At 50.8% G+C, this 25,432-nt stretch carries 25 protein-coding genes and 3 pseudogenes; 18 read left to right on the top strand and 10 right to left on the bottom strand.

Annotated features, from left to right (window positions below):
• Positions 1–55: 55 nt before the first annotated feature.
• The 4 genes from MTH_RS04700 to MTH_RS04685 are packed head-to-tail and all read left to right on the top strand — an operon-like array spanning position 56 to position 2,931.
• Positions 56–1,204 (top strand): amidohydrolase family protein, encoded by a 1,149-nt coding sequence (locus MTH_RS04700; protein ID WP_048060940.1) that lies wholly within the window; start codon positions 56–58, stop codon positions 1,202–1,204.
• A gap of 4 nt (positions 1,205–1,208) precedes the next feature.
• Positions 1,209–1,640, top strand: coding sequence for a universal stress protein (locus tag MTH_RS04695; protein WP_010876624.1), 432 nt, complete (start codon positions 1,209–1,211; stop codon positions 1,638–1,640).
• A gap of 36 nt (positions 1,641–1,676) precedes the next feature.
• Positions 1,677–2,522 carry a CBS domain-containing protein gene (locus tag MTH_RS04690; RefSeq protein ID WP_048060939.1) on the top strand — a complete coding sequence of 282 codons (846 nt, stop codon included), beginning with the start codon at positions 1,677–1,679 and terminating at the stop codon, positions 2,520–2,522.
• Positions 2,515–2,931 (top strand): hypothetical protein, encoded by a 417-nt coding sequence (locus tag MTH_RS04685; RefSeq protein ID WP_010876622.1) that lies wholly within the window; start codon positions 2,515–2,517, stop codon positions 2,929–2,931. Before MTH_RS04690 ends, MTH_RS04685 begins: the two co-directional genes overlap by 8 nt.
• Before the next feature lie 82 nt (positions 2,932–3,013).
• On the opposite strand, the gene larE is transcribed toward MTH_RS04685, so the two are convergent.
• The 7 genes and pseudogenes from larE to MTH_RS10050 all read right to left on the bottom strand — a co-directional run bounded on the left by larE (position 3,014) and on the right by MTH_RS10050 (position 9,228).
• Entirely contained in the window at positions 3,014–4,030 is a 1,017-nt protein-coding gene (gene larE, locus MTH_RS04680) for an ATP-dependent sacrificial sulfur transferase LarE (RefSeq protein ID WP_010876621.1), read from the bottom strand.
• A 153-nt stretch (positions 4,031–4,183) separates the two neighbouring features.
• A pseudogene (locus MTH_RS04675) lies at positions 4,184–4,833 on the bottom strand (TfuA-related McrA-glycine thioamidation protein).
• 118 nt (positions 4,834–4,951) lie between these two features.
• Positions 4,952–6,135 (bottom strand): annotated as a pseudogene (locus MTH_RS04670) (YcaO-related McrA-glycine thioamidation protein).
• Between the two features lie 9 nt (positions 6,136–6,144).
• A complete protein-coding gene (locus tag MTH_RS04665) occupies positions 6,145–6,720 on the bottom strand; it encodes a site-2 protease family protein (RefSeq protein WP_048061267.1) in 576 nt (191 codons plus the stop codon).
• Between the two features lie 181 nt (positions 6,721–6,901).
• A complete protein-coding gene (locus MTH_RS04660; protein WP_010876616.1) occupies positions 6,902–7,999 on the bottom strand; it encodes a sensor histidine kinase in 1,098 nt (365 codons plus the stop codon).
• A 12-nt stretch (positions 8,000–8,011) separates the two neighbouring features.
• On the bottom strand, positions 8,012–9,019 hold the full coding sequence (locus MTH_RS04655) for an iron-containing alcohol dehydrogenase (RefSeq protein WP_238374174.1): 1,008 nt from the start codon (positions 9,017–9,019) through the stop codon (positions 8,012–8,014).
• Between the two features lie 14 nt (positions 9,020–9,033).
• Positions 9,034–9,228 carry a hypothetical protein gene (locus tag MTH_RS10050; protein WP_010876614.1) on the bottom strand — a complete coding sequence of 65 codons (195 nt, stop codon included), beginning with the start codon at positions 9,226–9,228 and terminating at the stop codon, positions 9,034–9,036.
• 116 nt (positions 9,229–9,344) lie between these two features.
• Between MTH_RS10050 and MTH_RS04650 the strand changes: the two genes are divergently transcribed.
• The 7 genes and pseudogenes from MTH_RS04650 (at position 9,345) to MTH_RS04620 (ending at position 16,337) form a co-directional block, all read left to right on the top strand.
• Positions 9,345–9,824, top strand: coding sequence for an HIT family protein (locus MTH_RS04650; RefSeq protein WP_143485767.1), 480 nt, complete (start codon positions 9,345–9,347; stop codon positions 9,822–9,824).
• 45 nt (positions 9,825–9,869) lie between these two features.
• On the top strand, positions 9,870–10,856 hold the full coding sequence (locus MTH_RS04645) for an aminopeptidase P family protein (RefSeq protein WP_143485766.1): 987 nt from the start codon (positions 9,870–9,872) through the stop codon (positions 10,854–10,856).
• Positions 10,857–10,930: 74 nt separating this feature from the next.
• On the top strand, positions 10,931–11,872 hold the full coding sequence (locus MTH_RS04640) for a type II secretion system F family protein (RefSeq protein ID WP_010876611.1): 942 nt from the start codon (positions 10,931–10,933) through the stop codon (positions 11,870–11,872).
• A gap of 13 nt (positions 11,873–11,885) precedes the next feature.
• Positions 11,886–12,077, top strand: a complete 192-nt coding sequence (locus tag MTH_RS04635) for a class III signal peptide-containing protein (RefSeq protein ID WP_010876610.1) — start codon at positions 11,886–11,888, stop codon at positions 12,075–12,077.
• A gap of 95 nt (positions 12,078–12,172) precedes the next feature.
• A pseudogene (locus MTH_RS04630) lies at positions 12,173–13,584 on the top strand (lactaldehyde dehydrogenase).
• A 494-nt stretch (positions 13,585–14,078) separates the two neighbouring features.
• On the top strand, positions 14,079–15,263 hold the full coding sequence (locus tag MTH_RS04625; RefSeq protein ID WP_010876608.1) for a chitobiase/beta-hexosaminidase C-terminal domain-containing protein: 1,185 nt from the start codon (positions 14,079–14,081) through the stop codon (positions 15,261–15,263).
• 159 nt (positions 15,264–15,422) lie between these two features.
• Positions 15,423–16,337, top strand: a complete 915-nt coding sequence (locus MTH_RS04620; protein WP_010876607.1) for a radical SAM protein — start codon at positions 15,423–15,425, stop codon at positions 16,335–16,337.
• Here MTH_RS04620 and MTH_RS04615 read toward each other — a convergent pair.
• Positions 16,334–17,056 carry a tRNA-binding protein gene (locus tag MTH_RS04615; protein ID WP_048060938.1) on the bottom strand — a complete coding sequence of 241 codons (723 nt, stop codon included), beginning with the start codon at positions 17,054–17,056 and terminating at the stop codon, positions 16,334–16,336. The two genes, MTH_RS04620 and MTH_RS04615, sit on opposite strands and share 4 nt — an antisense overlap.
• Before the next feature lie 156 nt (positions 17,057–17,212).
• On the opposite strand from MTH_RS04615, the gene MTH_RS04610 reads away from it, so the two are divergent.
• The 4 genes from MTH_RS04610 (at position 17,213) to MTH_RS04595 (ending at position 19,571) form a co-directional block, all read left to right on the top strand.
• On the top strand, positions 17,213–17,542 hold the full coding sequence (locus tag MTH_RS04610; protein ID WP_048060937.1) for a PRC-barrel domain-containing protein: 330 nt from the start codon (positions 17,213–17,215) through the stop codon (positions 17,540–17,542).
• A gap of 21 nt (positions 17,543–17,563) precedes the next feature.
• Positions 17,564–18,328 (top strand): aspartate dehydrogenase, encoded by a 765-nt coding sequence (locus MTH_RS04605; RefSeq protein WP_048060936.1) that lies wholly within the window; start codon positions 17,564–17,566, stop codon positions 18,326–18,328.
• Positions 18,329–18,342: 14 nt separating this feature from the next.
• Positions 18,343–19,068 (top strand): tRNA(His) guanylyltransferase Thg1 family protein, encoded by a 726-nt coding sequence (locus MTH_RS04600; RefSeq protein WP_048060935.1) that lies wholly within the window; start codon positions 18,343–18,345, stop codon positions 19,066–19,068.
• 77 nt (positions 19,069–19,145) lie between these two features.
• Entirely contained in the window at positions 19,146–19,571 is a 426-nt protein-coding gene (locus MTH_RS04595) for a Mov34/MPN/PAD-1 family protein (RefSeq protein ID WP_048060934.1), read from the top strand.
• A 246-nt stretch (positions 19,572–19,817) separates the two neighbouring features.
• Here MTH_RS04595 and serA read toward each other — a convergent pair whose 3' ends face one another.
• Positions 19,818–21,386 carry a phosphoglycerate dehydrogenase gene (gene serA / locus MTH_RS04590; protein WP_048061266.1) on the bottom strand — a complete coding sequence of 523 codons (1,569 nt, stop codon included), beginning with the start codon at positions 21,384–21,386 and terminating at the stop codon, positions 19,818–19,820.
• 89 nt (positions 21,387–21,475) lie between these two features.
• On the opposite strand from serA, the gene MTH_RS04585 reads away from it, so the two are divergent.
• Together MTH_RS04585 and MTH_RS04580 are read left to right on the top strand one after the other, a co-directional pair.
• Positions 21,476–22,300, top strand: a complete 825-nt coding sequence (locus MTH_RS04585; RefSeq protein WP_238374280.1) for a hypothetical protein — start codon at positions 21,476–21,478, stop codon at positions 22,298–22,300.
• 178 nt (positions 22,301–22,478) lie between these two features.
• The gene (locus tag MTH_RS04580; RefSeq protein ID WP_010876599.1) at positions 22,479–22,943 is read left to right on the top strand and encodes a hypothetical protein; all 465 of its coding nucleotides are present in this window, start codon (positions 22,479–22,481) and stop codon (positions 22,941–22,943) included.
• Positions 22,944–23,134: 191 nt separating this feature from the next.
• On the opposite strand, the gene MTH_RS04575 is transcribed toward MTH_RS04580, so the two are convergent.
• Positions 23,135–24,070: a transcriptional regulator gene (locus MTH_RS04575; RefSeq protein ID WP_010876598.1), complete on the bottom strand. Its 936-nt coding sequence runs from the start codon at positions 24,068–24,070 to the stop codon at positions 23,135–23,137.
• Between the two features lie 21 nt (positions 24,071–24,091).
• Here MTH_RS04575 and MTH_RS04570 point away from each other — a divergent pair, with 21 nt between their 5' ends.
• Positions 24,092–25,426: a tRNA(Ile)(2)-agmatinylcytidine synthase gene (locus MTH_RS04570; protein WP_010876597.1), complete on the top strand. Its 1,335-nt coding sequence runs from the start codon at positions 24,092–24,094 to the stop codon at positions 25,424–25,426.
• The last annotated feature ends 6 nt before the right edge of the window (positions 25,427–25,432 follow it).

Genomic DNA, 25,432 nt, shown 5'->3' with positions numbered 1-25,432 from the left:
AATCACCACAGTATCCAGAAAGCATTAAAGAAGATCCCGCACCTATATAATGAATATGCTTGTGGTTGAAAATGGAACCATCCTGAGGGGCCCCGAGCTCACACCCCAGAGGAAGAACCTGGTGATTGAGGATGGAATCATAAAGGAGATAACAGATGAACGGGCCCCATCAGGAGAGAGAATCGACGCTTCAAAGCTAATGGTATGCCCTGCACTTGTAAATTCACATGTTCACATCGGCGACTCAGTTGCACTTGATGTGGGCGATGGAAGACCACTTGAGGATATAGTGAGACCCCCTAATGGCCTCAAACACAGGATACTGGAATCGTCACCACCAGGGATGCTCATGGAGGCCATGAGAAACTCGGCCAGGGACATGATCACCCATGGGATCGGATCATTTATTGACTACAGGGAGGGCGGCCCTGAGGGGGTTGAACTCCTGAGGGAGGCCATCGGTGACCTCCCCATCTCAGGGATTATACTTGGAAGGGATCCCGTGGTCTTTGATCAGGAGGCATCCCGGGCTGAGATCCGCCGGCGGGTCAGGGGGGTCCTGAGGGTTTCAGACGGATTCGCCCCCAGCGGTATGGGTGAGATAACGGATGAAACAGCATCCATAATCGTTGAGGAATGTGAAAGGGCAGGAAAGATAGCATCCATACACGTTGCAGAGCACAGGGAGTCACAGAGAAGGTCCCTTGAGGATACAGGCATGAGTGAGGTTGAAAGGGCCCTCAACGCAGGATTCAAACTCCTTGTACACCTCACAAACCCTGTCAGGGAGGACCTTAAACTTGTGAGGGAGAGTGGTGCGTCGGTGGTCCTCTGTCCCAGGTCCAACGGGGCGCTCTCATCCGGCATACCCCCCATCAGGAGGATGCATGAGCTGGGCATCAACCTTCTCCTTGGCACAGACAACCTGATGTTCAACTCCCCTGATATGCTGCGTGAGATGGAGTACACACTCAAGGTCACAAGGGGATGCGCACGCAGATACTTCCCACCGGTGGAGGTGCTGAGGATGGCCACATCCAACACATCAGCCTTCACAGGCACAGGTGTCATCGAGGAGGGCTTCCCTGCGGACCTTATCCTCGTGGAGAAGCTTTCAGGTGATCCATACCTCTCAATCATAAACCGGACCGAATCGAAAAATATAATATATTTAATAATAAAAGGTAAACTAGTTAAGAGGTGAGGCTATGTACAGTAAAATCCTGCTCCCGACCGACGGCTCAAAACAGGCCAATAAGGCTGCTGAACATGCAATATGGATTGCCAGGGAAAGCGGAGCTGAAATAATTGCTTTAACAGTTATGGAGACGTCTTCACTGGTGGGTCTACCAGCCGACGACCTTATAATAAGATTGCGGGAGATGCTCGAGGAGGAGGCCTCAAGGTCCCTGGAGGCTGTTAAAAAGCTCGTTGAGGAGTCAGGGGCGGATATAAAGTTAACAGTGAGGACCGATGAGGGTTCACCTGCAGAGGCCATACTCAGGACAGTGGAGAAGGAGGGCGTGGACCTCGTGGTAATGGGTACCTCAGGCAAACACGGTCTTGACAGATTCCTTCTGGGAAGCGTGGCCGAGAAGGTTGTAAGATCCGCAGGCTGCCCGGTCCTCGTGGTTCACTGAAAAACCTTTTTTTACGAATTACTTCTGGTGTTGGTCATGCTTGTAAAGGAGATAATGTCAGAGAACATACACTACGTTACTGTACCAGGGAACAGGGCAACAGCCCTTGAACTCATGAGAAAGAAGAATGTTTCAGGGCTTCCTGTGGTTAAGAAGGGAACGGAGGAACTCGTAGGCATAATAACAAGATCTGATCTTGTTGAAAACCCTGATGAGGAGCAGATAGTCCTCATTATGACAAGAAACCCTGTCACGGTATCCCCTGATGATGACGTCAGGGTGGCTGCAGAGCGGATGCTTGAGAACAACATCCGCAGGGTCCCTGTTGTGGATGGGGACAGGCTTGTGGGCATAGTGACAAGCTATGACCTTGTTGCAGGGGCCATCGCTGAGATGGACATCCAGGAACCTGTTGAAAATTACATGACACGCAACATCCCCACCACCTGGGACAGGACACCACTCAACGTGGCCTTTGAGATAATGCGGTACTTCAGGTTAAAGGTGCTCCTCACCCTCAACAACAGAGGAAAACTATCAGGTGTCCTCACAGAGACAGACTTCATAAATGAGAGTGAGGTGGTCTCAGAGAGCACAGTCCACAACACCTCAGTCGGTACAGAGGGTGACAGGTGGTCATGGGACAGCAAGAACGTCCTCTACGTCATAAAGAATCAGCTGAAATTCCCTGACAAGGAGGCCAGGGACGTCGCCACCACAGATATCGTGACGGCAACCACCTCAACAACCGTAACCTCCTGCGCACAGAAGATGAAGAGGAGGAAAATTGAGCAGATACCCATCATAGACTATGAAGGAGACCTCGTCGGGCTTGCAAGGGCCAATGACCTTATAAACGCTCTTATTGATGGAAATGACTGACCAGAGGATAACGCTGAGAACCTCCAGGGGGGTTCTCACAGTTGCAGTTAAGAACCATGGAGAGGTCTCAATAAAGGATATACAGCTCAAGATGCTCCTCGGGTACTGCTGGTGGAACGACCTCCCGGTCATAGAAACCTTTCTGGATGTGCTGGAGATGACGCTCAAGTCCGCTATTTCAGATGTCCTTGAACATGATGAACTACTTGTTGACTACAATGTGAGGACCAATGACATCCCGGACGACTCAAATGAGGTTGAGTTAGTCTTCAATGAGATAAGCGCCGACGGCATCCGGTTCAGTATTGAGGAGGACCTAGTTCTGAGGGGACCTGACTCAAGGGGCCTCCTGAGGAGGATGACATCCTTCAGGAGAAGGTTGGATGAGAATGTTAGGAGGGTCCTCTAGTTCAACCGGAGCCTCCAGCTCTTCCGCAATCCTTTCAATGGCCCATTAACTGACAGGCTCCCTCATTATGTGGGGGATCACCTCAAGGATGACATCCTCTGCCTTCCTCCTGGTCTCTGACCCTCCTTGCAACGATCTTCCCGTTCCTGAAGATGGTGACATTCCCATCACCGGCCTCCAGCATGATGACCCCCATCTTCTCTGAACACCTGGGCCCCCTATCCATGAGTTCCCTGCAGGTCCTGGCAATGTCTATGCTGTAGGGCAGTTTAACCTCGAACATTATCCTTGATTCAGCATCGCGGCAGGGCCTGTAGATCATGGCCTCGTCAGGGGTCTTTCTCCCTGTAAGGTCAAGAAGGACCCTTCTGAATCCAACGGCCCTCAGTTCATCATCCAGGTGCCTTATGATGGGTGTCTCAAGGAGCCGTTCTGGTTCATCAACCTCTATTATGGCGGATTCTCCTTCGTGGCGGACACGGATCTTCCCATCACCGTACACGCTCCTGATGAGGCTTTCAGCATAGGAGATCCTGTTTATCCTCTCGGGTGTGATTTCTTCACCTGTCCTGATCCTGGTTGCAAGGCAGGTGGTTTCCTCCAGATAGTTAAGCCCCCTGGACCTGAGGTATTCAATCACATCACTTCTCTTCATCCCTGCGTCCAGGAGGGGTGTTCTTATTCCAAGAAGGTGGTTCACAAGGACCCCCGGGCGGTCCTCGAACATGTCACTGGCTGTGGTGCCGTCTGCAACCACATCAAGGCCCCGGTTATGAGCTTCTCTGATTATGGAACTGTATATGATGTTCTTACACACAAAGCACCGGTCAGCAGCATTTTTCGCAAATTCCACATTCTCGAGGAGGTTCATCTCCAGGACAACATGTTCCACGCCAATCTCCCGGGCTATGCCTGAAGCCCCCTCAATGAAGCCACGGGGCATCACACCGGTATCCACGGTGAAGGCGACCACAGTATCAGCAACATCAGCGGCCATATCAAGAAGGGCTGTGCTGTCAGCACCACCCGAGAATCCAACGGCGATCCTCTCACCCCTGAGGGCCGTCTTAACCCTTTCAACCTTTGATTCAAGATCCATGATAACACATCCATAATTCTAGGTCCTGTGAGGTTCATCATTTCGCTGTAGTCTGAATGCAGCAGTCCATGGTTCTGTTATTAGTTTGGTTCAGTCTCATCTCTGCGTATTTGGGTTCTGTTATGTGTAGTTCTATCCCTTACTTTCTGGAACCTATCCTGTAGATGCAAGTTTCTTTATATGACGGATGACCTCCAGCGCATCCTCCCTTTTAAGGTCCCTCCCCTCTGATTCAAGGAAGGAACGCAGGGATTCTTTGGTATCATCAGGGATCCCGCTTTCATGGAGGATCCTCCTGTAATTTCGGAGGGGGTAGAAGAGGTTCTTCGCGGTATTCATAAGCTCCCTGAAATCATCCTCTCTTATCACACCCCTCATGAGGGCTCTTTTAAGGTTGAATTCTATGCTGACAAGGGAGTCAGAGAGGGGCTCAAGGGTGTCAGGGTTGAAGGCCACTGCAACGTCATCATCCGATTCGATTTCACCATCAAGGTATGATCTGAAGATGCGGCCAACACCCACCATTCCAAGTTCACTGAGCTCTGAGGCCCTCAGGGCCCCATGCTGGCCCCTCCAACCACCTTCACACCCCTCCTGATGGCATCAATGATCTCCCTGTGACCAACAGCAGGGCTCTGGTGGAAAACACCGTCTATTATGCCTATTATGTCCGGGTTCTCCTTCATGGCCTCCTGAATGTCACCCCTTCTCACCGGTGGCCTGTACTCAGCTTCAAGGATACTGGAGGCTTCAGTGTGTGATAGGGATGGTCCCGTGAAGATGATTATTTTCTTACCATGCATACTGGTTGGTATCTTGGCGCTGATAATTAATCTTTTAGATGATAAATTGGTCCGGATATCAGAAGGAGGAGCTCCTGCATCTGGAAACACTTGACAGAATCGGATCTTTACAGAATCCTCAGATGGAGGACCTGATGCGACGCCCCACACGTTCCGGGTCAACAGAGAAGACCTCAAGGCCCGGAACTATGACCCTGACGACAGGGACCCCCACATCACGGGTGAGGTCAACATAGAAAACATCCTCTAGACCGGATTCACGCAGTTTCCTGAGGGTTATCTCAAGGTCTCCCCTGAATGACCTTGTTGAGAGGTCCTCCATCTCATCCAGGGTAATCGTGTCCTCCGGTTCACTGAACCAGTGCCTGTTGAGTCTCTTCATACGCTCATACCCGGCACGTCTCATGAACTCGGCCCTGACGGTGTCCTCACGGGTTCCATGTATCTGGGTGGCCCTGCTCTGGGCGACCTCTGTGAGGGCCCTTATAACCGCAATTTCAGGGTCAAGGTGGGTCCCGACGCCCATGGTGAGGAGGGCCGGATCCCTCAGGACGGTGTCATCTGCAACCGCAGCCACCGTCGCAACCCCGGTGTCTGCTGTAAGGTCAACCAGGGTCACCTCCACACCAGCGGCATGGAACTTCTCAAGGAGTCCTGATATTATATCATTATCCGTCCCTGAGCAGTCAACCTCCACTTTGGGACCCCTCCTAGCCTCGAAGAGGCTCCAGGCATCCCTTTCAATCACCTCCATCAGCCCATGGAATATGGCCTCCTCCCTTGCATTCCCTGATGCAAGTCCATTGGTGTTTGATCGGAACAGACTCATGCAGCCTTCCGGAGGGTTGTATGGATGAAAAACAGCATTTGCAGGTACCGGGACCTCCTCATCACCGGTGAGGTTCTCTGCATTAATCCACTCCAGTTCAGATTTCAGATCAGTGGACCCTGGAAGTATCAGTGACTCAGGGTCAAGGCCGTCACAGTCCTCTGGGTGAGCTGTGAATGTTTCATCTTCGGGCTTTCTTTCTGCTGAATACCTCTCAAAGGCCTCCATCATGGCCGAGGCCCTTGCCTGGGTTCTGGTGGCGCCCTTACCGGCGTATATGCTCACAGCTCCATCCTCTGCTGTTGGTCTTATGGCGGAGAATACGGGTATGCCGATGCGGTCAAGGTGTGTTATCTCGGTGATCCTTGTAACACCTATCATGGAGAGTTTGTCCCCGAAGGCCTTCAGGGTCTCAGAGGGCCTCACGGCCTGTGGGTGCATCCAATGTACCTGACAGGAATATCCCGGAACATCTTAACCACTCAGAGCATGCTGTTGAATGTCAGCCCAAATGCAGCTGCGGCTGCAAGGAGCCAGATCAGGGGGTTCCACCTGAAAACCTTGGCCCCATCAAGCACCGCGAGGGGTATGAGGTTGAAGAGGGCGAGGAAGCTGTTGACAGCGTATCCAAGGAACGCCACCTGGTTGATGGGTGATGGGAGTACCGTGGATACCATGAGGAACATGATTGCAAGGATTATATTTGTTAGGGGTCCTGCAAGGGATATCTTACCGTTCACATCTCTCTCAATGTAGTTGCCATGGATGTAGACCGCACCCGGGGCTGCAAAGACAAATCCGAAGTAGGCCGTTACCAGTGCAAGCAGAAGGCCCTCAAGCCATAGCCTGTATTCTGCCCAGAAACCGTACCTTATGGCCATCAGTTTATGGGCTATCTCATGGAGGACAAATCCAAGGCCAACCGTGATCAGGGTTGCTGGAAGAAGAACCAGTGCAGTCTGAATGTTCTTTCCTGAGAAAACATAGGCGAATACGCCTGCAATTACAACCATGGACACGAGAATGTCCCTGACCTCTTCCCTGTTGAATCTAACCATATTCATATTAACATAGGGCACCATTTATAATGCTTTCCATGGGCTTTGATGGGGCCATGAAATGACCCTTCACCACCTGCAGAGATACAAAAACCTTTATTTAACCCTTCAAGCCTTTAATAAAGCTTGAGACGGTATAAGGTGTATAATCCTCTCAGAACATTAAAAATGTTAATTGTATTTAATTGGTCAGTCTGTCCTTGTAGAGGGGTTCTCTGAACCTTATTCTGAAAAGTCCTCCGTTCTCTCCGGAGTATGTCAGTGATCCGTCCAGCTGTTCTGTGAGTATTTCAACAAGTCTAAAGCCCAGTGAGGTGCTGTTCCTGATCTTCTCCTCATTGAAACCCACACCATCATCCCTGACCTCAAGGACACAGTAATCACCATCCTTTTTAAATTTAACAATTATATTACCACTATCTCTTCCCTTAAAGGCATGTTTGAGGGCATTGGTCACAAGCTCGCTGAGCATGAGGCCAAGGGGTATTGATGTCTCAAGGCTGAGTTTCAGGTTTTCGGTGTCCAGTGATAGCTCGATATTCTTCCCGGGGGCGTATGATCTTTTGAGGTTCTTGAGGAGCCTTGAGGCATATGATGAGAATTCTATGGAGCTGAAGTCCCCTGAGCGGTAGAGCTGTTCATGTATGAGTGCCATTGACCTTATCCTGTCCTGGCTCTCTGAAAGAAGAGACCTGCATGATGGGTCATCGATACCATGGCTCTGGAGGCTCAGAAGGCTTGATATTATCTGGAGGTTGTTCTTGACCCTGTGGTGTATCTCACTCAGAAGGACCTCATTCTCCCTGAGGGATTTCATCAGCTCTGACTCCATCCTCAGCCTCTCGCTTATATCCCTGGCAACGAGCACAGCGTATCTATCACCCTTAAAATCAAGGATGTTTACCTTTATCTCAACGGGCACCTCATCGCCGTCCCTCTTAAGTAAACGGCCATCCATGGTCACCCTGTCTTCATCACCCTCCAGTATTCCACGGAATACATTGTGGAGTTCCCCTGGCAGGAGATCGTATACCATGTGTCCCGGGATGTCCCTGGTGGAGTATCCTAGCATTACACAGGCTGAACGGTTGGCATCCACGAGTTCACCACCAGGGATTTTAACCAGGAATATGGCGTCATCTGCGCAGTCAAGGAGTTTTCTGAACCTTTCAAGTTCGGCCATTGACTCCTGAAGTCTCGGGTAGTAGCTCTTCCTTACGGATTTCTCACCGAATCCGATTATCTTTTCCCGGAGGGTTTCCCAGTCTCTATCAGACATTTCACCAGCACCTCAGAGGGCCCTCCTGAATATGGCCTCAACATCTTCAATTGAGGGCCGTACAGGGTTTGTTACAATGCAGGGGTCCTTCATTGAGGCCTCTGCAAGTTCAGGTATGTCGTCCTCCCCGACGCCGAGATCCTCCAGGGTCATGTCGATCCCTATGCTGGACCTGAATTCCCGGATGTAATCAATGAGCTCGGCGGGCCCCGAGCCCCTGAGGCCCATTGCCCGTGCGATTTCATGGTACCGTTCAGTGGCTCCAGGGTAGTTGAATTCTATCACGTGTTCAAGTAGCAGTGCATTGGCCTCACCGTGGGCCATGTCAAGTTTGCCTCCAAGGCTGTGGGCCATTGCATGGACAAGTCCCAGACTGGCATTTGAGAATGCAAGGCCAGCCTCGAGGCTTGCAAGCATCATACCCTCACGGTACTCCATGTTCTCGGGTTCATCAACGGCAGATGGGAGGCACCTGCTTATGATTCTGATGGCGTCCAGGGCGTTGAGGTCAGTCAGATGGAAGCTTGCATTGGATACATAGGCTTCGATGGAATGGGCAAGGGCATCCATACCTGTTGAAGCTGTCAGTTCCCGGTCCATGGTGACGGTGGTCTCAGGGTCTATGAGTGATGCGTCGGGTATCATGGCCTTGCTTATGATGGCTATCTTCACCATCCTCCGGGTGTCGAGGATGATTGCAAACTGGGAGACGTCCGCTCCTGTCCCTGCAGTTGTGGGGATGCATATTATGGGAACCGAGGGGGTCGGGATCATATCAACACCCTCAAAGTCAAGTACGTGCATCCTGTTGGATACAACAGCACCCATGGCCTTTGCACAGTCAATGGGGCTTCCACCACCCAGGGCAACTATCATGTTGCATTCCTCGGCATCGAAGACCTCAGCACCCTCCATGACCTCATGGTCACGGGGGTTGGGCGTCACATCATCAAAGATGACATATTCGAGGCCCTCCTCCTCAAGGGAGGAGCTGACATCCTCAACGAATCCAGTCTTCATTAACCCCCTGTCGGTCACAAGGAGGACCTGTCGGCTCCGAGGTTCAGGGCGTATCTGCCAGCAAGGAATCTTGCCCTGTCACCAAATACGAATTCACTTGTAACGAATTTTCTAAGTTCCCCCAACTTCACCACCAGTCCCTGATCTGGATCAGTACAGATTTCATGGGATGTTATGTTCTTCAGTGCCTGGTTCAGTACAGATTTCATGGGATGTTATGTTCTTCAGTGCCTGGTTCAGTACAGATTTCATCATGGCACCCCATGTTCTATATATAAGGAGGTATACTCTTAATTAAACCTTATTAAATGGTGTGGTGATTCCTGTGGCTTCCTGTGAATACTGTGGCCTGGATGGGTACTATGGACGCGAACTTGCCAGAACACGGCACTGGATAATCTACCTTGCACCGAGCCAGCGATACCTCGGGACATGCGTCGTGGCCCTCAGAAGGAAGTGCAGGGACCTCTCAGAGCTCATGGATGGGGAGTGGGCTGATTTTGCATGGATTCTAAGGTGCCTTGAGTCTGCCGTGAGGGAACTTTTCAACCCGGACCTCTTCAACTGGAGCTGCTTCAAGAACTCGGCCTTCAGATCAGAGGATCCGGACCCTGAGGTGCACTGGCACTTCCATCCAAGGTACAGCAGGCCGGTCAGGTTCGGAGGCGAAACCTTCAGGGACAGAGAGTTCGGCCACATACCTGTCCCACTTGAAGGTAAGGTCCCGGAGCTTGTTATGGATGAACTTGAAGGCATAATGAGGGAGAGGATACTTAAGTTTCTGAATGAGGGAGAGGATATTTAACTCTCTGTCCTCTGGTGATGAATGGATGTATGGAAAGGTGATAGGTTGAATAGAATCGAATGTGCCCTTGAGAATATTCATGAGGAGGGCGAAAGGGCCCTTATAACTGCAAGGAAGAACATATACTACCTCTCAGGCTTCATGCCAACAGCCACCTCATTCCTGATCCTTGAGGATGAACCGGTACTCCTTGTGAGTGAGATGGATAGAGAATCCGCCATGGCGAAATCCCGGGTTGATGTGAGGACCTTCAAGAGAATAAGGGATGTGAGGGAATCATTCGACCTCTCAGGCGTGCTTGTTGAACCGGCCACCCCCGTGGGCCTCCTTGAGAGGCTCGGCATCGGTGGGGACTTCAGGGTCATGGATCCTGTATCAGATATCAGGATGGTCAAGGACAGGGAGGAACTTAAAAGGATGGAGGAGGCCCTGAGGATAGCAGAGAACTCATTCAAAAAACTTGAATTTAATGGGACTGAAATTGAGATAGCCGCCAGACTTGACTACACCATGCGCCTGGCCGGTTCTGAGGGGGTCTCCTTTGACACCATAGTGGCATCATCGGAGAGGTCAAGCATCCCCCATGCAGTGCCAACAGCAAACACCATCGAGTCACCGGTACTGATTGACTGGGGGGCTGTCAGGGAGGGCTACCACTCTGACACCACAAGGACAATCGTTGAGGGTGAAGGGGAGCATGAGGTACTTGAAATTGTCCTTGAAGCTAAAAGGGCGGGGGTGAAGGCCCTCAAACCTGGTGCAAGGGCATGTGATGTTGACAGTGCTGTCAGAGGAGTTATAGGGGAATATGGCTATGCTGATAACTTCATACACTCAACAGGTCATGGAGTGGGCCTGGATGTCCATGAAAAGCCATCCCTGGCAGCAGGTGATGAAACCGTCCTGAGGAAAGGGATGGTCCTGACAGTTGAACCAGGGATCTACATCCCGGGCGAGTTCGGTGTGCGGGTTGAGGACATGGTCGTGGTGGGTGATGGTGTTATGAACCGGCTGCCTGATGCACTGAGTTGATGTGGTAATTATAAATAATAGGCGCCAGATAGTTAGTAACAGAGCATGATGTTACACTGGAATGTGGTGTTGAGATGGCCGTAGTACCAAGCGCACTGAAACCAATGAGCGATGCCCTTGAGAACATAATACCTGATAGGCTGCTCCTCAGGCTGCAGGAGACCCTCATAAGGACCGGGCTGTATGTAAAGGCATCAGAGATAGTAACCCTTGCATTCCTTGGAGGGGCCATATTTGCAGTTCTCGCATCCGTTGTTGCAGCCCTTCTTGGTTTAAGTGTTATCCTCGCAGTACTGGTAGGATTCTCCCTGCCATCAATCATGCTGGGGGCGTACATCTTCATAATGATGGAGAGGCGCGTTGATGCCATTGAACAGTCAACACCCGACTTCCTGAGGCAGATAGCCTCTCTCCTGAGGGCGGGTGTGGGCCTTGAATCAGCCCTTGAGGATGTATCCCGACAGGGGGAGGGACCCCTCTATGATGAACTGAAGAGGGCTGTTATTGAGATAAAGATCGGCAGAACATTCGATGAAGCCATACTATCAATGAGCGAGCGCCTGAAGTCAAAAAACCTTGACAGGACATTCCGGATGATACTTGAGGGTAGAAGAGCCGGTGGAAGCCTTTCAGATGTCATTGAAACCGTTGCAGAGGACCTGAGGGCGGTACTTGCACTTAAGAGGGAGAGGAAGGCCAACGTCATGATGTCAGTCATGTTCCTTGTTGTCGCGGCCATAATCGCAGCACCCTTCGCCCTGGGGATGATAATGGTCTACTCAGGTTTCATGGAGTCAGTGGGAAAACCAAACCCCATCCTTGGGGCTGCAAAGATCGCTGCTTCAGGCTACATAATAATTCACTCCATAATAGCAGGGCTCCTGATAGGCATCATAATGTACGGGAGTGCAAGGAAGGGTGTTAAATTCGCTGTTCCGCTCTCCATAATGGCATATGCAATATTCTATGTGATAGGAAGTTTCGGAATGACACTTGTAAGTAGCATGGCACCATAGGGAGGTTAAGGCTTTGCATGGTTTAATTGCCGATGAATCAGGTCAGGGATCCGCTGAACTCATACTTGTATTCGGGGGTATAATAGTCATCGTAACGGTGGCGGTTGTATGGTACCGCAACTATGTCAGGGGATCTCAAACAGCCATGAACTCAGATGTTCAGAATGTTACAAACTCGATAAAGGGCCTTAAGAACAAGTTCTAGGGCACATACCGGCTTTGATTGATTTATAATTTTGAATCTATAATCCAGAGCAGGGCTACGTCTCTGTGGGCTGATCCTTTACGGGGTGTTTCCAGATGGAGATGATTATTGATGGCGAGGGGGTGAGTGGAGAGAAAATCTTCACCGTCAGGAACCCCTTCAACGGGGATGAGGTGGATAGGGTCCCACTTGCAGGTCGAAGTGATGTTGAGAGGGCCATAAGGGCGGCCCACCGGGCCAGGGATGCAATGGCGGACCTATCAGCCAGGAAGATATCTGAGAAACTCTATGACGTTGCAGACGAACTGAAGACAGAACTGGATGAATTTGCAAGGCTGATAACCCTTGAGTCAGGAAAACCAATAAGGTTCTCACGTGACGAGGTGAAGAGGTCAGTTGAAACTGCAAGGCTTTCTGCAGAGGAGGCAGGAAGGCTCTACGGTGAATCAATCCCCATGGACGCGGGTATAGGCGGGAAGGGTCTCACTGGCTTCACAGTCAGAATCCCCCTCGGGGTTGTTGCGGCAATAACCCCCTTCAACTATCCCCTCAACCTTGCAATACACAAGGTTGGCCCGGCCCTTGCAGCCGGTAACACCACGATCCTTAAGCCATCCCTCGAGGCCCCACTATCTGCACTGAAGCTGGCATGGATCCTCAGTGAGCACTTCCCGGCCGGCGCTGTTAACGCTGTAACCGGGAGGGGCTCAGAGGTGGGGGATGTTATCATTGACAGCCCCCTCGTTGATAAGATAACCTTCACTGGAAGTGTTGAGGTCGGGAGGTACATATCTGCCAGGGCCTCCATGAAGAAGATCACCCTTGAACTGGGAGGCAACGACCCCCTCATTGTCATGGATGACGCGGACATCGACTCTGCAGTGGAGGCTGCTGTGAGGGGATCCTACCTCTACTCTGGACAGGTCTGCATAGCCGTTAAGAGGATGATAGTCCATGAGGACGTGGCCGATGAATTCGCAGATAAACTCGTGAACATAACAGGGAGTTTAAGGGCCGGGGACCCAATGGATGTAAGAACAGATGTTGGGCCCTTGATAAATGAGGATGCCGCCATTGAGGTTGAGAGGGTAATCGGGGCGGCGGTTGAGGATGGTGCTGAACTCCTCTGTGGCGGTTCAAGGAGGGGTAACTTTGTTGAACCCACGGTGCTTGACCATGTGGTGCCCGGCATGGAGGTTATTGAAAGGGAAACCTTTGGCCCGGTCTCCCCAATAATAAGGTTTAATGGTGCTGATGAGGCCATAAGAATTGCCAACGGGACCTGCTATGCACTTCAGGCAGGGGTCTTCACAGAGAACATAAGGACGGCCCTCAGGATGGCCAGGGAAATTGAGGCAGGCACAGTGCTTGTAAACAAGCAGTCCACATTCAGGGTGGACCACATGCCCTTCGGGGATTCAGGTGCAGTGGAATGGGTAAGGAGGGTGTCAAGTACGCCATAAGGGACATGACACGCACAAAGCTGATAGTCCTAAATGAAAACTGATCCGGTCCGCTGAATGCACCCTCTCCTTAATTTTTCAGAACTTTGATTGAGAACTGAATAATCCCCTGAATTGTTCCCTATTTTAATAAGGGTAATCTGAATGGATATTTTGGCGTTTTTCTGGATTAATATGATCTATATGAGTGATTCAGATCATAATGGGGGTTCAAAATTTTTATAAAGGGTTCTCAGGCAGCTACAATTTTTAATAAAAAAGTATATGTAATTATTTTTTTAATAAAAAATTGTCAGTCATGTTTGAAGTGATCTGATTCATGACAATACCTGAGACTGGATCTGGGGGGGGCCATAATCTGCTATTTCTAGGTAAATATGGTTCATACCAATTTTTAATGTACTTGACTTGAATTATATGTAAATTCTCAAGATTTAAATTAATAACAGAACTTAAGTCTTATGATTCCAGTTAAACAAAAAAATTTTTATATTAAATATATCTATCTAATATCTGATGATAATGTGGAGGTGAAAACTTGAAAGACAAACATATTGTGCTACCATTACTGGTCCTGCTTGCATTCGCTGCAGGTATCTCAGGTGCATCAGCAGCAGATATACCATCCAATGCTGTTAACCTGACAATGCAGCAGAACGCCTCGGACCCCGCACAGATAATTGTCGATGTTAACTACAGTGATGACCTCCAGGACGTTGATCCCACAGTTGCGGTCGATGCAAAGCTTGAACTCCTTGAGGGTAACATCACAGATGCAACCATAAAGTGGTACTACACCGGTGACCTCAGCGGACCCTCAGCAGATTACACGGTACCTGAAGGTGTCCAGGAGGTCTGGCTCAGCTCCTTCACAGGGGCACCGGTACCCCAGGGAGCAGCAAAGCTCTTCATGGAAGATGGAAATAGTTACAGGTGGCTCTTCGTCGTTGAAAATGCAAATGGTAAGGTCTTCAGGGTAAGGGCAAGTTCAGTGGCATTCCAGCTGAATTCAACCGGCGGAATTGAAAATGAAACAGTACTGAACTCCACCAACCTCACAGTGGACCTGCAGCCACACTTCTCACTGGCAAACCTCACAGTTAACCCCCTGAGCGGCAGCGCACCCCTCACCGTGAACGTGACAGTCAATGTCACAAACACAGGTGTTGCAGGGGACTACACAGCTGAGCTTAAGGTCAACGGTGAGGTGAAGGACACCAAGACAGTGACCCTCGCCACAGGAGAAACCAGGGAAGTCACATTCACATACGAACTGCCAGCAGGACTCCACAGTGTTACCGTGGGCGACCTCACACCAGCAGCGGTCACATCAACTCCAGCAGCACCATCTGCAAGCCCGGCATCAGGAATATACCTCAAAAATGTTACCGTGACACTCACAGGCCCTGCAAACTCAACAATATACTACACAACCAATGGCTCCACACCAACAGTCAACAGCACAAAATACACAGCGCCACTGGTTCTGAGCAAATCAACAGCACTGAAATTCATTGCAGTTGTTAACGGCGCATCATCAGCGGTATCATCAGCAAGTTACACAATCATGAAGCCAGTGACCCTCACCTACTACGTTAAGGTGAAGGTGAAGAAATGGTACAAGAAATGGTACAGGTACTACGGTAAATGGAGATACAAGTGGAGATACTACTGGACCTACAGGTACGTTAAGAAGACATCCACCTACTGGCAGATAGCATAAATCCATTCCAATTTTAATTTTTTTTGGAATGCCATCATCATATCTTTATTCTCTGGAGATATTCGTCAATATCACAGTACCTTCACCTTTTCATCACCTGCATAAAAACTCCCCTACTTTTCAGAAAAATGTATTAATCACATCCCATAAACTGTTACCATGGATGAATCAGGGAGATGCATGCTCTGTGAGTGGAGGTGCGGTGCAAATCGGAGTGATGGGGAAAGGGGCGTGTGCGGTGCATCAGAAACAGAAATAGCATACACATCCATCTCAGAAACCCTGAGAAGTTATTCCGTCACATTCCTGTGCTGCCCATTCCGGTGCGCCTACTGTAACGCCTACCGCATATCCCAGTACCCCCACTCTGGCTGGATCTACAGGGGACACGTTGAAGCAGAGGAACTTGCAGATGAGGCCATCACTGCAATTAAATCACATGAGCGAATCTCAAATATCAGCTTCACAGGGGGAGAACCATCCATACACACACCCTACATTGAGGAGCTGGTAAGGCGAGTAAGGGAAGAAATCGATGTCAGTGTTATCCTCGCAACAAACGGGTTCTCAACCCCTGGAACCCTAAGGAGGCTCATAGGGTTAACATCACTCTTCAGCTTTGAGATAAAGGCCCTTTCAGATGAGCTTCACAGGAACCTCACAGGTGCACCTGCAGAACCTGTACTCAGAAACGCAGCCCACCTTGCAGGTAGGTTCCCTGATAAGATAAGGGTTTTCAGGACAGTGGTGATCCCCGGGATCAATGACCATGAGATCCGTGAAATAGCCGCCTTCATAGCCTCCATCGACCCGGAGATACCCTACCGCCTCATAGGCTTCAGACCAAACTTCATGCTCTACTACCACAGGGGGCCCGGCAGAGAGCTGATGGAGAGACTCGTTGAGGAATGCAGGGCAGAGGGTCTTGAGAGGGTTGACTATTCTGGCTACTACCCGGCCTCTGAGCTGAGACTTGAGGACAGATTGAAGGCAGCGGGTTGCAGTATTCCACGTGACTGTGGTAGCTGCAGCAGGGTCTGCAGGGCGATCATAAGGGAGCCATGGAGGGGTTAACTCTTCAGGAACTCCTCAACAAGGTTCCGGGTTTCGTTGAGGGCCTCGAGGGGTATCCCCCTGGGCATTTCACCGGGTTCACCATCCACATCCCTCAGGACACCTTCAACACCAAGGAACATTCCCTCACTGGTCACGCCCATGAAATTCTGTGGGGGGAGGAGTGCCACAGCCACATGGTCATTCTCACGGACATCGAGGTCATTGGTGACGACCTTTATTGACCTCCCACCAGCATTCACGTTGCACACATGCAGCTTATCTGCCACGGGATGGTTCCCCACGCTCATGACCTCACCTGTAATTATATCAACTCCGATCACAGGGTCAGATATCTTTCCGAGCATGAGCCTCCTGTCAAGGTTTCCAAGGGTGTTCAGGAAGAACCGCACCCTTGCAATGTTCTCCTCAACCTTCTCCCTCTCCTCACGCGGGGCCTCCTCAAGGAACCTCCGGCTCCAGTCCTCACCACCAAGGGCCTCAACTATCTCCTCAACCTTTCCCTTGATCTCCATGACCTCGGGGCTTGAGGCAAGATCTTCTGGTTCCATGTAACAGTATGTGAGGCCCTGAAGTATCCTCTCAATTTCACCGGCAGCCTGAAGGGCGGGCTTCTTCTTCCACTGCCCCCTGAAGCCCCCTGATTCAAGGGTCCTCCTGAAGAGGTCAACTGCCTTAACTGCAACCATGAGTCTGTAATCCTTACTGGTATCCCACATTCCAATCACCATCCACAATCATGAAGAAACGGCCTCTTTTCTGCCGCCGCACTGATCTATTATTTCCCTATAAGTATTTAAGCTATAAACAATAATATTAACCAATAGCAGGTTTATGCAGTGGAGCTCCCTGTTAAACTGTCTGGTGGTGGAAAAATGGTTGAATTATCCAGTCTATATGGACTTGAAATATACACATCAAGGGGTAAATACGTTGGAAGGGTCCAGGATGTTGTCCTCAACATCAAGAAGGGACGTGTCTCAACCCTCAAGGTGAGGCCAATGCGGCATGACAAGAAGAACGTGGGTATAAAGGACGTCCTCAAGACAAGCATAAGGATAGTGCCTGAATCCGATGAGATAAGGCCCATACAGGAGGAGGGCATAATAGACATAAACTATGACAGGGTACAGGCAGTTGGGGATATACTGATAATATCACCCGATGTCTCGGTGGAGAAGAAAGTGAGCCCTGTTGAATCCTGATCCTATTTTTGCGTGATACTGATGATGGTGGGTATAGTTGGCTGCGGTGCAATAGCCAACCTCATCACAGGTTTTGTGAGGGATGGCAGGGTACCGGTTAAACTTGGTTTCTTCTATGACCGGGACCTTGAGAGGGCAGAGAACCTTGCCTCAATGGTGGATGGGAGGGCGGTGCTTGATGTTGCCGACATGCTCCCTGAGGTGGACCTCGTGGTTGAGGCCGCTTCACCGGAGGCGGTGAGGGACCTGGTTCCTGAGATACTTGAGGCAGGGAAGGACGTTGTTGTCATGAGTGTCGGAGCCCTCATGGACCCGGAACTCAGGGAGATGCTGGTTGAACTTGCATCCCTGAATGACGCCACCATTCATGTTCCCTCAGGAGCCATAGTGGGCCTGGATGGTCTCAAGGCAGCGTCCATGGGGAACATTGAATCTGTTAAGCTCATCACAAGAAAACCCCCCCGGTCACTTGGCATAAGCATGGATGAGAAGAAGGTCCTCTACAGGGGCAGGGCATCCGAGGCTGTTAAGAAGTTCCCGCTTAACATTAACGTTGCCGCGGCCCTCAGCCTCGCCTGTGACCGTGATGTTGATGTTGAGATAATAGCCGACCCCGCGGTTGACCGCAACGTCCATGAGGTGACGGTCAGGGGGGACTTTGGCGAGTTCAAGACAATAACCGAGAATGTCCGCTGCTCTGTTAACCCCAAGACCAGTGTTATGGCGGCATACTCAGCAATAAAACTCCTCAAGTCACTCAGTGAAAACATACACATTGGAACCTGATGGCTGGTCATTCTATGCGCGAACACGAGGTCTACTCAAAGCTCAGGGCACCACCATCATCCAGGATGATCCTGAGACTTGATGGCAGGGGATTCCACAGGCTCACAGAGTCCCTTGACTTTGATAGGCCCTATGATGAGGCCTTCAGGGACCTCATGATCAGGACATGCCTGGACCTCATGGAGGAATTCAGCCCCTCCCTCATATACACATTCTCTGATGAGATAAACGTGCTACTTGACTCTGTACCATTTGCCGGGAGGGTTGAGAAGCTTGACTCTGTATTCTCCGGGTTCGCATCATCCTCCTTCACCAGGGGTGCACTGGAGGCAGGTTTTTCACCGGTTAAGCCGGTTTCATTTGACTGCCGGGTGATACCCATCTCCTCAGACATTGTCCCGGAGTACTTCAGGTCAAGGCAGGATGAGTCCTGGAGGAACTGCCTCAACAGCTACGCCTACTGGACCCTCCGGCGGGAGGTTGGGGCCAGAAGGGCTGCTGAGAGGCTCAGGGGATTGAAGTCGGATTCCCTCCACGACCTTCTCTTTGAGAGGGGGGTGAACATATCGCGTGTCCCTGCCTGGCAGAGGAGGGGCGTGGGGGTCTACCGCGTACCCCACAGGGTGAGGGGATACAACCCCATCAGGGATGAGGAGGTATCTGCTGTGAGGATGAGGGTGAAGGTTGACCTTGAACTCCCCCTCTTCACGGATGAATTCTTTGAGGGTCTCATGAGATAGCAGGTAAAAATAATATCTGAGTGTATCATCCGGGGTTTAGCCGGAGATTACGTAATAAGAGTATCTGAGTGTATCCTATGGGTTTAGTTGAGAAGATATTTGCTTTAGCCGGTTTTAAACCGGTCAGGCGTGTTGTTGTTGACTCTGAGGTCATGGATGAGGTCCTTGAGATAGCCAGAAGGTCCCATCCCCATGAATTCGCAGCCCTACTTGAGGGAAGGCAGGAGGGTGAGGTGCTCCATGTGACCGGTCTGATATTTCTACCATCAGAGACATCAGATGAGGGGGCTGTCATGGATGTGCTCATGCTTCCACCCTTTACCGGTGCAGTCGGGTCGGTTCACTCCCACCCAGGGCCTGTGAACCTCCCATCAGCTGCAGATCTCCACTTCTTTTCAAAGAATGGGCTGTTCCATCTTATAATAGCCCACCCCTACACCATGGAGACCGTGGCGGCATACACAAGGAACGGGGATCCCGTGGATTTTGAGGTTGTTCCCTGATTGGCTGGATGTCTGTAGCTGAATTGTTGATTTTGAGGTTGTTCCCTGATGTCTGTAGCTGAATAATAAACTGGATTGGATGGTGCAGAGCCCGGGAGCCACATGTGTGTCCGTCTCAGGGGAAACATGAAATTAGATTAGGCGGATAAGGGTTTTATAAGAAAAGGAAACATGAAATGGAATCTTCTGAGGAATAAACGTTTTATAAGAAAAAAAGGTAATGGCTGGATCTCAGGGATACTGGGGTTAGATCTCTATTGCAACCGCATCATCCACGTTGTCCAGCTTCTTAACCTCCTCGATGACCTCTGCCGGGACACTCTGATCGACCTTGAGGACCATCACAGCCTCACCGCCGATCTCCTTCCTGCCGACCTGCATGGTTGCAATGTTTATACCGTGCTGGCCGAGCTTTGTTCCTATGGCGCCGATGGTACCCGGGAGGTCCCTGTAGCGTGCTATTATCATGGTACCCTCAGGTTTCACATCGACCCTGTAACCGTTGATCCCGATTATGGTAGGCTCCTTGATGTGTGTTGCCTCCACACTGAACCCGCCCCTGTCTGATTCTGCAGTGGCGATTATGATTGACCTGTAACCATCTGACTCAGACCGGCGGGCCTCTGTAACCATTATACCCCTCTTCTTTGCAATTGAGGGCGCATTTATGAGGTTAACTGGTTCTGTGAGGATGGGGTTGAGTATGGCCTGGAGCATGGTCCTTGTGAGGATGTCGAACTGCATCTCTGCCAGTTCACCGCAGTATGTGACATCAAGTTTCTCTATGTTACCCGGGAGTGCCTGTGCGATGATGGCCCCCATCTTCTCTGCCAGTTCAATGTATGGTTTGAGGGACTTGTAGGTCTCTGAGTCCATCACCGGCATGTTGAGGACGTTCCTCGGTGCACCGCCCTGGAAAACCGTTTTTATCTCATTTGCAACTATGATGGCGGCGTCCCTCTGGGCCTCAGAGGTGGAGGCTCCTATGTGTGGTGTCAGGACCACATTTTCAAGTTCAAGGAGCGGGCTGCCCTCAGGAGGCTCCTCCTCAAAGACGTCAAGGGCTGCGCCGGCTATTTCACCATCCTTAAGGGCCCTGTAGAGGGCGTCCTCATCGATTATACCGCCACGGGCACAGTTCACTATGAAGGCCGTGTCCTTCATCAATTTGAATTCATCCTCTGAGATGAGGTGCCTTGTCTCGGGTGTGAGGGGGACGTGTATGGTCACTATATCTGATTCCCTCAGGAGGGTTTCAAGGTCTGTGACGGTCACACCCATCTCCTCGGCAGCCTCCTTGCTTATGTAGGGGTCGTAGACCATTATGTCCATGCCGAAGGCCTTTGTCCTCACAACGACCTGTGAGCCTATGCGACCCATACCGATTATACCCAGGGTCTTGCCGTTGAGCTCGATACCCATGAACCGGTTCTTCTCCCATTTACCCTCCTTCACGGACCTGTCTGCGATTGCAATCTTCCTTGCAAGTGCGAGCATGAGACCGATTGAGTGTTCTGCAACCGTTATGGATGTGGACTCAGGGGCGTTTATCACCATTATACCCCGGTCGGTGGCAGCCTTAACATCAACGTTGTCAACACCCACACCGGCCCTTGCTATTATCTTGAGGCGGGGCGCCGCCTCTATGACCTCACGCGTAACCTTTGTCCTGCTCCTTACAACGATGGCATCAAAGTCCTTTATGGCATCAAGGAGCTCCTCAGGGGTTATGGTGGTGTTGACCACAACCTCAGCCACCTCTTCGAGTTCTGATATTCCCTTTTCATTGATGGAATCAGCAATAAGCACTTTCATCCTGGACATAATTTCACCACACTTATCACAATGAAGATTTTATAGAATGATAGAAGAATCTATAGAGGTAGTGTATATTATAATTATTGGTGGGATCAGCCGGTACCGGGGTTCAGTGTGCATCCCATGCAGGTGCCCGCTGCAATATCCCATCAGAGGGAGGATGGATTATCATGTTCAGTGGATCAGTCACCGTTAATGGCGTGGAACTGCCGGCAGCATTCCTGGGGAGCGCACCCTTCACAGCAGCGACCTACTTCGGGCACAGGTCAAGGCTCTATGAGATGGACCTCAAAAACCGGCCAGGGGCCATCGCGGAGGTGATTGTTGAATCATATGATCTTGGTGTGAGGGGTTTCCAGGTCATACCAGAGAAGCAGGTCCTTGAGGCCCTTGAGATGGCGAGGGATGCCGGCTGTGAACTCACCCTCATGGGTACCCTGAGGCATGAACACCTTGAGGAGGACCTCCAGACCCTCTCAGACCTTGGGTCCGCTGCGGTGCTCCTTGATGAACACTACACAGATCTTCTTGAAGCCTCTGAGGTTGCTGAGATTCTGGATGGTATTGAGGGGATGCTCAGGGGCCTTGCAACAACCATGCCACGGGAGACAACCCTCAGGCTGATTGAGGAGGGTGTTGATAACTTCGAACTCTACATGATCCCCGTCAACAGACTTGGCTACATGACAGATTTTTCTGTTTTCCTTGAGGATGCGCGGAAGGAACTCGGAAGGCTCCTCAGTGAACTCGGGAAAACGGTTGTCGCAGAGAAGGTCCTTGCAGCGGGGATAATACCGCCAGCGGAGGCATTTGAATTCATAGGGGGCCTTGACTATGTGGACATGGTTGCCGTTGGTGTTGCATCGGTATCCGAGGCAAGGGAGACATTCAGCGAACTCTTCGGGAGGTGATGGATTCTCCCTTATTCTGGAGTTAGAGCTGCACTGGAGGTGATGAAACAGTTTGTCTCTGCAGTAAGAGGTCAGGTTCCGGAAACTGCCGGGCACCGGGAGCTGATTTAATCCGTCCACAGCTTTCAGGTTGCTACATCACAAGTTTTTTCCATATGAATCTCGGGAGGTGTAAATCTTGGATAATACAACAAAGGTACTTATCGTGGTATGTTTTGTTCTCATAGGATCTCTGGGGTTCCTCTCCGGTGTTTTCCTGAAAAGGTCCACTGCAGACCACTATGATGTCACCATTGAGGGTGACGAGGGGGTGACCGGAAGCCCTCAGGGTCCATCCTGGCACAGGGTTATGAGCTTCACAGGCTCTGGATCTGATTACAGGTGCGTTGATATCAGGGGAAACAAGTTCAAGGTGGTGATGTCGGCTGCACCGATAATCAATTACGATGTGAACACGGTGACAGTGGATGTCCTCAGGGATGGCCAGACCCTGGCATCGGCCACCGCTGAATGGGGTCCAACAGAGTCACCGACAAGGAAGAAGAAAATGATAGAGGTTTCAGGGGGCCCGGGATACTACTGCATATCTGTATACGCCTATGAGATTGAGGACTGGGAGGTTACTGTCTGGGACTATTACTGACCCTTCCAATCCTCTTTTGTGGTTGCCCTTTGAGAGAGATTGAAGGGGGTGTTCTATTGAAAGCCCAGATGACTGATATTAAGAGGTCTTTCACAGCATGCCCGGTCAGAGGGATGGGATTGAAAAAATAGATGTCCTCCCGCGCAGCTTGTGCCGTGTTCACCTAAGAACAGAGGGGATACCCTCATACACTAACTGCAGGTTTTCCTCTCGGCTATGACCTTGAGGAACTCCCTGCTGCTCTCCATTTCACCGATTTCCCAGCTCTTGATGACGGGGATTCCCTCAATGTTTTCATTTATCCTTGGATTATCGATTATGAACACTGACTCGGAGCCACTTACAAGGGAAAGATCCTTGAGCGGGACAGCCATCCTCCGCAGGGTCCTTGAATCCCTCTCCTTCTCAAGGTTGGTTATCACCGTATTATCAAACTTGATCTCCTTTGCCACGGCATCAAAGGGGGTTTTGTGGGTTTCTATCATGCCAAAACCGATATCAGCAAGTCTACCTGATGGTTTTATCTCAATTTCATCCCTATCGGGTACACTGAATATGTCAATGGAGAGGGTTATCCTGATGTTAAGTATCTCCTCCAGGATCATGGCTGTCTCGGCCGAGGCCCTTGCAAGTCCATTCTCATACTTGTAGATGGTCTTCCTGGAGACATGGGCGAGGTCAGCCAGGTCCTTAAGTGAGAGGTTGTACTCCTCACGGACCTCCCTGAGGGTTTTACCGTCTATATGGACATAGTAGCCGCCCCGGTCAGCGATTATCTCAGGGTACTCACCATCAGCCACCATGTTCCTGAAGGTCTCAGGGGCCACTGCCGGGATACCGTGCCTCTCATAGACAACATCCTCCTTAAGGGGTTCGGTCTTTGACCTCACACCTACAATAATTGGTGAGGCAAGGAAGGTATGTGCAAGGGTTCTTATCTCATGGGCCTGCAAACTATTTATACCATCAATGTTTACAAGGACCTTAAGTAAGAGAAGTAATAGTTTCCTTCTTGCCATGAGGTCAAAGCAGCTCCGCTCATATATGTGTGATGTCTCAAACCCATTGCTGGCAAGAAGTTCATGTATCTCCCTTAATACATGCTCCCTTTTAATGGATTTATCCAATTAGATCACCAGGTGAATGTAATGTACAGGCTTCATGTTGGTATAGATGATACAGATTCCCCTGAAGGGATGTGCACCACCTATATATCATGTGTCATAATCCAGGAACTTAAAAGTTGCGGTTTCTCCCTTGAGGACCATCCCCGGCTGATAAGGCTCAACCCCTTCGCACCCCACAAGACCCGTGGCAACGGTGCGGTCACCTTCACTGTGCTGGCAGAGTCCAGGGAGGACCTTAACACCGTAAAGGGGATTGTCCTTGAAGGGGTGGAGGAACTCGCCGAGCTTGATAGTGAGAGGACCAACCCGGGCGTTGTATTCTACACCGGCGAGATCACAGAGGAGATGAGGGAATTCGCCCTGTCAGCCATAAGGAGGATACTCAGGATAGAGGACGCCCGGAGGCTCGCAGAGAGGGTCGGTGCAGAGGTTCACGGTTTCAAGAAGGGGAGGGGTATCATAGGCGCCCTTGCAGCCATTGGATGCCCCCTGGATGACTCCACCTATGAACTCCTGACCTACAGGGTCCCTGAGAACTATGGTAAGCCCAGGCGTATCGACCCTGAGTCGGTTGCAAGGATGGATGATGAAACCGGTTCTGAAACCTTTGATAACATCGATGGAGACTACATTGCAATAGAACCCCACACACCCTGCCCCATACTCTACGGTATACGGGGAGAGTCCCCGGAGGTCCTCCTGAGGGCGATGGAGATGGTCCGTGTTGACGAGGAGGTTGAAAGGTACTGCATCTTTGAGACCAACCAGCACACCGACCAGCACATACAGGACGCCGGGAGGATCGCAGACATGGAGACCTTCGGATGCTACAGGGTGCGGGGTGAGGTTATCGACGGTCCGAGGGTGATCGAGGGGGGCCATGTGTTCTTCACCCTCGGTGATGACTCCGGCCAGATTGAATGTGGAGCCTACGAGCCCACAAAGGACTTCAGGAAGATCATCCTTGAACTCATACCCGGAGATGTGCTCACGGTCTACGGGGGTATTGGTGCCCAGGGGACCATGAACATCGAGAAGATCCACCTCGAAAGGCTTGCAGAGCTCTACGTTGAGGAAAACCCCATCTGCACCTGCGGTAAGCGCATGAAGTCTGCCGGGAGGAACAAGGGTTTCAAGTGCCCATCCTGTGGAAGGAGGCTTAGAAGCTCCAGGAAGGTCAGGAGGGCCCTTGAAAGGTCAGTTGGTGAGGGATACTATGAGGTGCCAACCTGTGCCAGAAGGCACCTCTCAAAGCAGCTCGTGAGGATGGGAATCAGCTCCCCGCCCTCCGAAGCCACTGAGAGCAGCAGCACCCGGCAATCAGACCCCCTTAATAAAAAATGGGAAGATTTATAACAATCA

This window comes from Methanothermobacter thermautotrophicus str. Delta H (assembly GCF_000008645.1).
Lineage (GTDB): Archaea > Methanobacteriota > Methanobacteria > Methanobacteriales > Methanothermobacteraceae > Methanothermobacter > Methanothermobacter thermautotrophicus.
Note: the sequence above shows the minus strand (reverse complement) of the source record. Positions and strands in the feature narration are given on the sequence as shown.

Coding starts and splice junctions, on each gene's coding strand:
- MTH_RS04700 (WP_048060940.1), top strand. CDS start 56: ATGCTTGTGGTTGAAAATGGAACCATCCTGAGGGGCCCCGAGCTCACA.
- MTH_RS04695 (WP_010876624.1), top strand. CDS start 1,209: ATGTACAGTAAAATCCTGCTCCCGACCGACGGCTCAAAACAGGCCAAT.
- MTH_RS04690 (WP_048060939.1), top strand. CDS start 1,677: ATGCTTGTAAAGGAGATAATGTCAGAGAACATACACTACGTTACTGTA.
- MTH_RS04685 (WP_010876622.1), top strand. CDS start 2,515: ATGACTGACCAGAGGATAACGCTGAGAACCTCCAGGGGGGTTCTCACA.
- larE (WP_010876621.1), bottom strand. CDS start 4,030: ATGGATCTTGAATCAAAGGTTGAAAGGGTTAAGACGGCCCTCAGGGGT.
- MTH_RS04665 (WP_048061267.1), bottom strand. CDS start 6,720: ATGGTTAGATTCAACAGGGAAGAGGTCAGGGACATTCTCGTGTCCATG.
- MTH_RS04660 (WP_010876616.1), bottom strand. CDS start 7,999: ATGTCTGATAGAGACTGGGAAACCCTCCGGGAAAAGATAATCGGATTC.
- MTH_RS04655 (WP_238374174.1), bottom strand. CDS start 9,019: ATGAAGACTGGATTCGTTGAGGATGTCAGCTCCTCCCTTGAGGAGGAG.
- MTH_RS10050 (WP_010876614.1), bottom strand. CDS start 9,228: ATGAAATCTGTACTGAACCAGGCACTGAAGAACATAACATCCCATGAA.
- MTH_RS04640 (WP_010876611.1), top strand. CDS start 10,931: ATGGCCGTAGTACCAAGCGCACTGAAACCAATGAGCGATGCCCTTGAG.
- MTH_RS04620 (WP_010876607.1), top strand. CDS start 15,423: ATGGATGAATCAGGGAGATGCATGCTCTGTGAGTGGAGGTGCGGTGCA.
- MTH_RS04615 (WP_048060938.1), bottom strand. CDS start 17,056: ATGTGGGATACCAGTAAGGATTACAGACTCATGGTTGCAGTTAAGGCA.
- MTH_RS04610 (WP_048060937.1), top strand. CDS start 17,213: ATGGTTGAATTATCCAGTCTATATGGACTTGAAATATACACATCAAGG.
- MTH_RS04605 (WP_048060936.1), top strand. CDS start 17,564: ATGATGGTGGGTATAGTTGGCTGCGGTGCAATAGCCAACCTCATCACA.
- MTH_RS04600 (WP_048060935.1), top strand. CDS start 18,343: ATGCGCGAACACGAGGTCTACTCAAAGCTCAGGGCACCACCATCATCC.
- MTH_RS04595 (WP_048060934.1), top strand. CDS start 19,146: ATGGGTTTAGTTGAGAAGATATTTGCTTTAGCCGGTTTTAAACCGGTC.
- serA (WP_048061266.1), bottom strand. CDS start 21,386: ATGAAAGTGCTTATTGCTGATTCCATCAATGAAAAGGGAATATCAGAA.
- MTH_RS04570 (WP_010876597.1), top strand. CDS start 24,092: ATGTACAGGCTTCATGTTGGTATAGATGATACAGATTCCCCTGAAGGG.